Annotated in this window: 4 protein-coding genes; all 4 read right to left on the reverse strand. The window is 63.6% G+C overall.

Translation table 11 applies throughout. The features are described 5' to 3' along the window. Positions 1-110 precede the first annotated feature (110 nt). Complete coding sequence (locus B3397_RS12775) at positions 111-1,847, reverse strand: S8 family peptidase (protein WP_296250563.1); 1,737 nt, start codon at positions 1,845-1,847, stop codon at positions 111-113. A gap of 273 nt (positions 1,848-2,120) precedes the next feature. Beyond that, positions 2,121-2,912: an IclR family transcriptional regulator gene (locus B3397_RS12780; protein WP_296250565.1), complete on the reverse strand. Its 792-nt coding sequence runs from the start codon at positions 2,910-2,912 to the stop codon at positions 2,121-2,123. Positions 2,913-2,974: 62 nt separating this feature from the next. Further along, on the reverse strand, positions 2,975-4,285 hold the full coding sequence (locus B3397_RS12785; RefSeq protein WP_296250567.1) for an MFS transporter: 1,311 nt from the start codon (positions 4,283-4,285) through the stop codon (positions 2,975-2,977). 524 nt (positions 4,286-4,809) lie between these two features. Further along, positions 4,810-5,958, reverse strand: coding sequence for a galactonate dehydratase (dgoD, locus tag B3397_RS12790; protein WP_296250569.1), 1,149 nt, complete (start codon positions 5,956-5,958; stop codon positions 4,810-4,812). Positions 5,959-6,072 lie beyond the last annotated feature (114 nt).

The raw sequence follows: 6,072 nt of genomic DNA on the forward strand, positions 1-6,072 counted from the left end.
TAGCCCCCTCTCCCCCAGGGAGAGGGCTGGGGTGAGGGGACCATTCACCGCAGAAACCACCCCCTACACCAACCCAACAACCCCCACCCCACCCCATCAAGCCCCCCCAATCACCGCCGCCGATCCCGGCTCTCCACCGCCAACTCCAGCGCCTTCTGCATATCCAGCCGCGCCGACCGCCCCACGTCCACGTTATCCAACTGATAATCCCGCTCCGATGGCAAGATCGGCGCCGTCAGATCATCCGCATCCATCGGCTCGAAATCGTAATTGCCACCAATGGTCATCGCGCTGCGCCGCAGAAGCATGCGCAACTGCTCCGGGGTCAGACTCGGGTTCAGTGACAACATGGCCGCCACCACACCCGCCACCATGGGCGTGGCATAAGACGTCCCGCAATGCACGTCGCCCACTTCACCCTCCAGCGCCGTCGAGGCATGGGCGCAGGCTGATGCGGTGATATCCACCCGACGATCGATGTTGGACGACGCACGCTTCTCCACATAATGCGGATCATCCACCGCCAGACCTTGCTCCTCCGAGCGCTGATGCCCGCCCACGACCAGCAACTGGTCGGTCACGAATGAAGATGGCAAGCGATACTCGTCCGTGCCGGAGAACGATGCACCGTTACCGGCTGAATTGACCACCACCACCTCTGGATGCTTGGCCCGCAGCCACAGGAAAAACTCCTCGAGCAGTTCCTCATAACCGCCCATGGCCAACCCCGAGCGCACCAGAGAATCGATCTCGTCGCCATCCACATTCCTGGCGCCGACCCGGTGCAGGCCCCAGCTCCAGTTGAGCACCCGGACACCGTCCTGTACCAGATTGACCGAGGCGGCGACGTTAGCGGTGATGCCCGCATCGGAGCCCCGCTCCACGATCACATCGAAGCCCTGGCTCGCGCCGTCCAGACCTCTCAGCAGACCACTGTTGCCGCCATTGCTCCACTGCGCAGCCAGCACCCCGGCGACGGTCGAGCCATGGTTGTCCGGTTTGCCCGCGTCACGGCCGTACAGGCAGGTGCGGGCTTTGCCGTTGGGGCAGCGGCCCAGGTAACTGGCAAAATCCGGGGCATCGAAATCCACGTTGCGTTCGATCACGCCCACTTTTATCGGGACCGGGGTGATCGGCGCGGCCTGGCTGGGTATGCGTCGCTGGTAGTAATTCACGGCGTCGAGAAAACGGTTCGCGGCCCATTCATCCTGGTCCGGCGAAGGTTTTTGCGCAGGGGCTGCAGCCTCCTCCTTCTCGGCCCCCGACTCCTCGATCACCACGGCGTCCACGGCCACTTCGCTGCCGATGCGCAAGACCATGGCGTCGCGCTCGGTGAGGTTGGTGACCGGCAAGCGCAACTGGTAAGTGTTGAGCGGCGCAATCGCCCCCACCACCTCGGCGCCGTATTTCCGGGCCAAGGCGTTGGCCTGTTCCAAGCCGTCGAAGCGCTCTTCTATGATCACGCTGACCAGGTCGACGTAAGTGGTCAGGCCGTCCATGTTCTTCGCCACTTCGTCAGGTCTGGCCGCCACCACGTGGCTGCCGGCCATGCTCAACCAGACGCCATTGCTGCTGCGCGAACCTTGCTGCAGGTACACCGGGGCGCTTGCCACCTGGTCGGTGCGCAGTTGCAACACCAGATGCTGGCCGTCGCGCTGGTAAGGGACGCTGACGTTGTTCAGCTGTACCTGTAGCGGAGTGTCGTCTAGGCCATGGGCGGTAATGCAGAAGCGCTGTTCACGACTGTCGAGCAAGTTGCCGCAGCGTTGCAGGTTCTCGATTCGCAGAGGTGTGGCGGCGTGGGCGAGGTTGATGAACAGCAGGGGCAGAATCAGAAGCGCGCGCATGAGGGGGTGGCCCGAAGGGAGGTAGGGCTGTGACCTTGGGGTGGGGGGGTTGGTTCAGGGCTGGGCCTGGGGCGGGGTTTGGCGGTGAATGGTCCCCTCACCCCAGCCCTCTCCCTGAGGGAGAGGGAGCTAAAAGCACACCACGTACGGCTCCTTGCCATGAGGGAGAGGGAGCTAAAGCACACCGCGCACGGCTCCCTCTCCCTCAGGGGGAGGGCTGGGGTGAGNNATGGTCCCCTCACCCCAGCCTAGCCCAGCCCACTCAAACCCACCCTACCCCCGCGCCCCCAACTCCGCCGACACCCCCGACACCGCCTTCTGCACAACCGGCACCAACCCCTGCATCTTCTCCAGCGACATGTACGGCACCGTGCTCGCCACACTGATGGCTGCCACGATCTGCCCGCTGGCATCTCGTATCGGCGCCGCCACGCAGCGGATCGATGGTTCGTTATCCTCAAGGTCGAACGCGTAGCGTCCTGCCACATACTCCAGCATCCTTGCCTGAAACTGCGGCCAGGTCAGCTGTGGATGATCGGGCCACTGCGCCGCGCTGGCGGCGGCCGCCTCCCCCGCTTCGAACAAGCGCTGCCACTCTCCGGCGGTGCCATCGAGCATCAGCGCCTTGCCGATCCCGGTGCGCGCCAGGGGCATCCGGTGACCCACCCGCGAACGCATCTCCGGGCCATTGCGCCCTGGGGTCTTGTGCAGATACAACACCTCGTCGCCATCACGCACCGCCAGATGAATAGTGTCCCCGGTCAACGCCGACAGCTCATCCAACCATGGCGTAGCCAGCACCACCAGCGGCACCTCTTCGCGCGCCTGGAAACCCAGCTCGATCAAGCGCGGGCCCAGCAGATAGCCCACCTGGGGCAATACCCGCAGGTAGCGCTCCTCCACCAGGCAACTGGTCAGGCGGTGGGTGGTGCTGCGGGTGGTGCCGATACGCCGGGCAATTTCTTTCAGATCACGGGCGCCGTCGGCCACGGCCTGGATCACGGCCAGGCCGCGCAACAGGGTCTGCGTGCCGGTGGGTGCTGGGGGGGTTGCATCGTCCTGCATGGTCAACCTTGCTTCGCCGAGGGAAAGAGCAGGCGCATTATGTTCGCCTGCTCGGGATGCGGTCAAAGTTCGATCCGCTGCACCTTGCCCACCAGCAGGATGTACGACAGCGCGCCAATCAACGCCATCACCGCGATATAGGTGATGGCAGGCGCGAACGAGTCACCCGTGGCCAGGAAGCCGATGGCGATAGGGGTGGTGATCGCCGACAGATTGCCGATGAAGTTGAACACCCCACCGGTCAGCCCGAGCAACCGGGCCGGGGCCAGGGTCGAGACCAGCGACCAGGTGATCGACGCCAGGCCGTTGCCGAAGAACGCCAGGGCCAGGCAGGCGATGACCAACGCGGTAGAGTCGAAATAGTTGGCGCCGATGATGCACGTCGAGATCAGCAATCCGCCAATGATCGGCAGCTTGCGCGCCAGACCGACGCTGGCGCCACGGCGTATCAGCCAGTCGGAGAAGAAGCCTGAACAGAGCACGCCGACGAAGGCGGCCAAAAACGGCAACGACGCCAGCATGCCGGACTTGATGAAATCCATGCCGCGGTATTTCACCAGGTAGGTGGGAAACCAGGTGAGGAAGAACCACAGCGTCGAGTTCAGGCAGTACTGACCGAGGTAGATGCCCCACAGCTTGCGTTTGCTCAACACGATGCCCAGGTCGGTCCAGCTGAAGCCGGGCTTGAGGGCCTTGGCTGAGGTCTGCATGTCGACCAGGCCGCCGCCGTCGCTGATCAGCTGGATCTCGGCGTCATTGGCGCCTTTGAAATCCCGCGGTTCGCGGTACACCGCGTACCACACCACGGCCCAGAGAATCCCCACCAGGCCGGTGGCAACGAACACCATGTGCCAGCCGAAGGCGTGTTGCAGCCAGGCCAGCACCGGGGTCAGGAAGGCCAGGCCGACGAACTGGCCTGAGGTGTAGAAACCAATCGCCGTGGCACGCTCGCGCTCGGGGAACCAGGTGGTGACCACGCGGCTGTTGATCGGGTAGGCCGGCGCTTCCAGCGCGCCCACCGCCATGCGCAACACGAACAGGGCGATGAAACTGCCGGCGAAGCCAAGCATGACCGTGGCAATGGACCACAACGCCAGGGCGACGCTATAGAGAATACGCGGCGGCACCCGGTCGACCAGCCAGCCGCCGGGGATCTGCATGGCGGCGTAGGTCCAGCCAAAGGCGGAGAAGATCAGACCGACGTGGACCGGGTCGATGCCCAGGTCGCTGGTCAATGCTGGCGCTGCGATGGACAGGTTGCTGCGGTCCAGGTAGTTGATCACCACGGTGATGAACAGCAGCACCATGATGAAGAAGCGCTTGCGGCTGGGGGTAGCCAGGGCTGGCGCGCTGGTGGTGGATTGGGTGTGCATGTGTGCCTCTTATTGTATTTGTAGAGGGTGTGGCGGTGACCTTGCGGACGCCATCGCGGGCAGAGCCCGCTCCCACAGGGTTCGATGGTCCAGCAGCTATCTCAATGGCACCACAGCCCTCCTATGGGCCCGGCCGGCCCGCGATGCCATTCCATGATCTCCAGGCCATCCCACATCCCTGTGGGAGCGGGCTCTGCCCGCGATGCCATTCCATGATCTCCAGCCCACCCCATATCCCTGTGGGAGCAGGCTCTGCCCGCGATGCCATTCCACGATCTCCAGGCCACCCCAAATCCCTGTGGGAGCGGGCTCTGCCCGCGATGCCCTTCCATGATCTCCAGGCCACCCCAAATCCCTGTGGGAGCGGGCTCTGCCCGCGATGCCATTCCATGATCTCCAGCCCACCCATATCCCTGTGGGAGCAGGCTCTGCCCGCGATGCCATTCCACGATCTCCAGGCCACCCCAAATCCCTGTGGGAGCGGGCTCTGCCCGCGATGGGCGCGCCGCGGTTTCAGGGTTGGATCACCACTCGGCGAAGCTCCCATCGGCATGCCGCCAGATCGGGTTGCGCCAGCGGTGACCGATGGCGGCGCGTTCCCGCACATACTCCTCGTTGATTTCGATACCCAATCCAGGTCCGTTCGGAATCTTCACGAAACCATTGTCGTAATCAAACACTTCCGGCCGCTTGATGTAGTCCAGCAGGTCGTTGCTCTCGTTGTAATGAATGCCCAGGCTTTGCTCCTGGATGAACGCGTTGTAGCAGGCCGCATCCAGTTGCAGACACGCCGCCAGCGCAATCGGCCCCAACGGGCAATGCAGCGCCAGGGCCACATCGTAGGCCTCGGCCATATTGGCGATCTTGCGGGTTTCGGTAATGCCACCGGCGTGGGACGCGTCCGGCTGAATGATGTCCACATAGCCTTCGCTGAGAATGCGCTTGAAGTCCCAGCGCGAGTACAGGCGCTCGCCCAAGGCAATCGGCGTACTGGTCAGAGGTGCCAACTCCTTGAGCGCCTCGTAGTTCTCGCTCAGCACCGGCTCTTCGATGAACATCAGCTTGAACTGATCCAACTCCTTCATCAGCACCTTCGCCATGGGCTTGTGCACCCGGCCATGGAAATCCACACCAATGCCCACGTTCGGCCCTACCGCGTCACGCACCGCGGCAACACTGGCCAACGCGCGGTCGACCTTGTCGAAGGTGTCGAGAAACTGCAGTTCTTCGGTACCGTTCATTTTCACGGCGGTGAAACCACGGGAAACCGCCTCGCTGGCGGCGCGCGCCGTATCGGCCGGACGGTCGCCGCCGATCCAGGAATACACACGGATGCGATCACGCACCTGCCCGCCAAGCAGGTCACTGACCGACACACCCAGCGCCTTGCCCTTGATGTCCCACAGTGCCTGGTCGATACCGGCCAGGGCGCTCATGTGCACCGCACCGCCGCGGTAGAAGCCACCGCGATAGAGCACTGTCCAGATGTCTTCGATGTTGCGCGGGTCCTTGCCGATCAGGTAGTCGGACAATTCCTCGACAGCGGCCGCCACGGTATGGGCGCGCCCCTCGACTACCGGTTCGCCCCAGCCGACGACGCCTTCGTCGGTCTCGACCTTGAGGAAGCACCAGCGCGGTGGAACGATGAAGGTTTCAAGTTTGGTGATTTTCATCTGTTGTCTCTTTTATAGATGGTTGGAAATTCGCAGCGGGGCCGGACGGCGGTGTGGCGGCTATTGGCGATTCGCTTTTAGCCCCCTCTCCCCCAGGGAGAGGGTTGGGGTGAG

The organism is Pseudomonas sp. UBA4194 (genome assembly GCF_002379585.1).
Classification (GTDB): Bacteria; Pseudomonadota; Gammaproteobacteria; order Pseudomonadales; family Pseudomonadaceae; genus Aquipseudomonas.

Excerpts from the sequence above, each read along its gene's own strand:
- B3397_RS12775 (WP_296250563.1), bottom strand. The coding sequence starts at position 1,847 with ATGCGCGCGCTTCTGATTCTGCCCCTGCTGTTCATCAACCTCGCCCAC.
- B3397_RS12780 (WP_296250565.1), bottom strand. The coding sequence starts at position 2,912 with ATGCAGGACGATGCAACCCCCCCAGCACCCACCGGCACGCAGACCCTG.
- B3397_RS12785 (WP_296250567.1), bottom strand. The coding sequence starts at position 4,285 with ATGCACACCCAATCCACCACCAGCGCGCCAGCCCTGGCTACCCCCAGC.
- dgoD (WP_296250569.1), bottom strand. The coding sequence starts at position 5,958 with ATGAAAATCACCAAACTTGAAACCTTCATCGTTCCACCGCGCTGGTGC.